We start from the raw sequence: 288 nt of genomic DNA on the forward strand, positions 1-288 counted from the left end.
CAGGCGTTCCACATCTCGCGGGCGTTGTTGCCCTCGTGGCGGTTGTTGGAGCCACCGCGCATCCACAGGCCCGCGCAGTCGGCGGGCAGATAGCACTGGCAGCCACCGCCGGAAATGCACACCGGAGCGCCAATGGCATCTTGGGTGACGCGCTGGAACACGTTACCGTAGGTGCCGCCACCGCCAGCGCCCACCATGATGGAATAGGGGCCGTACTTCCTCGTAGCCAAGGCCATTTGCTCGCCCACGATCTCGTAGGCCTCATCCCACGACACGACTTCCCAGTCG

At 64.9% G+C, this 288-nt stretch carries 1 protein-coding gene; it reads right to left on the reverse strand.

Annotated elements, in window-relative coordinates:
• On the reverse strand, positions 1-288 hold a 288-nt coding region (locus tag NE591_RS15530), incomplete at both ends, for a hypothetical protein (RefSeq protein ID WP_256157135.1).

Origin of the sequence: Adlercreutzia sp. DFI.6.23 (assembly GCF_024462535.1) — a bacterium.
GTDB lineage: Bacteria > Actinomycetota > Coriobacteriia > Coriobacteriales > Eggerthellaceae > Adlercreutzia > Adlercreutzia rubneri.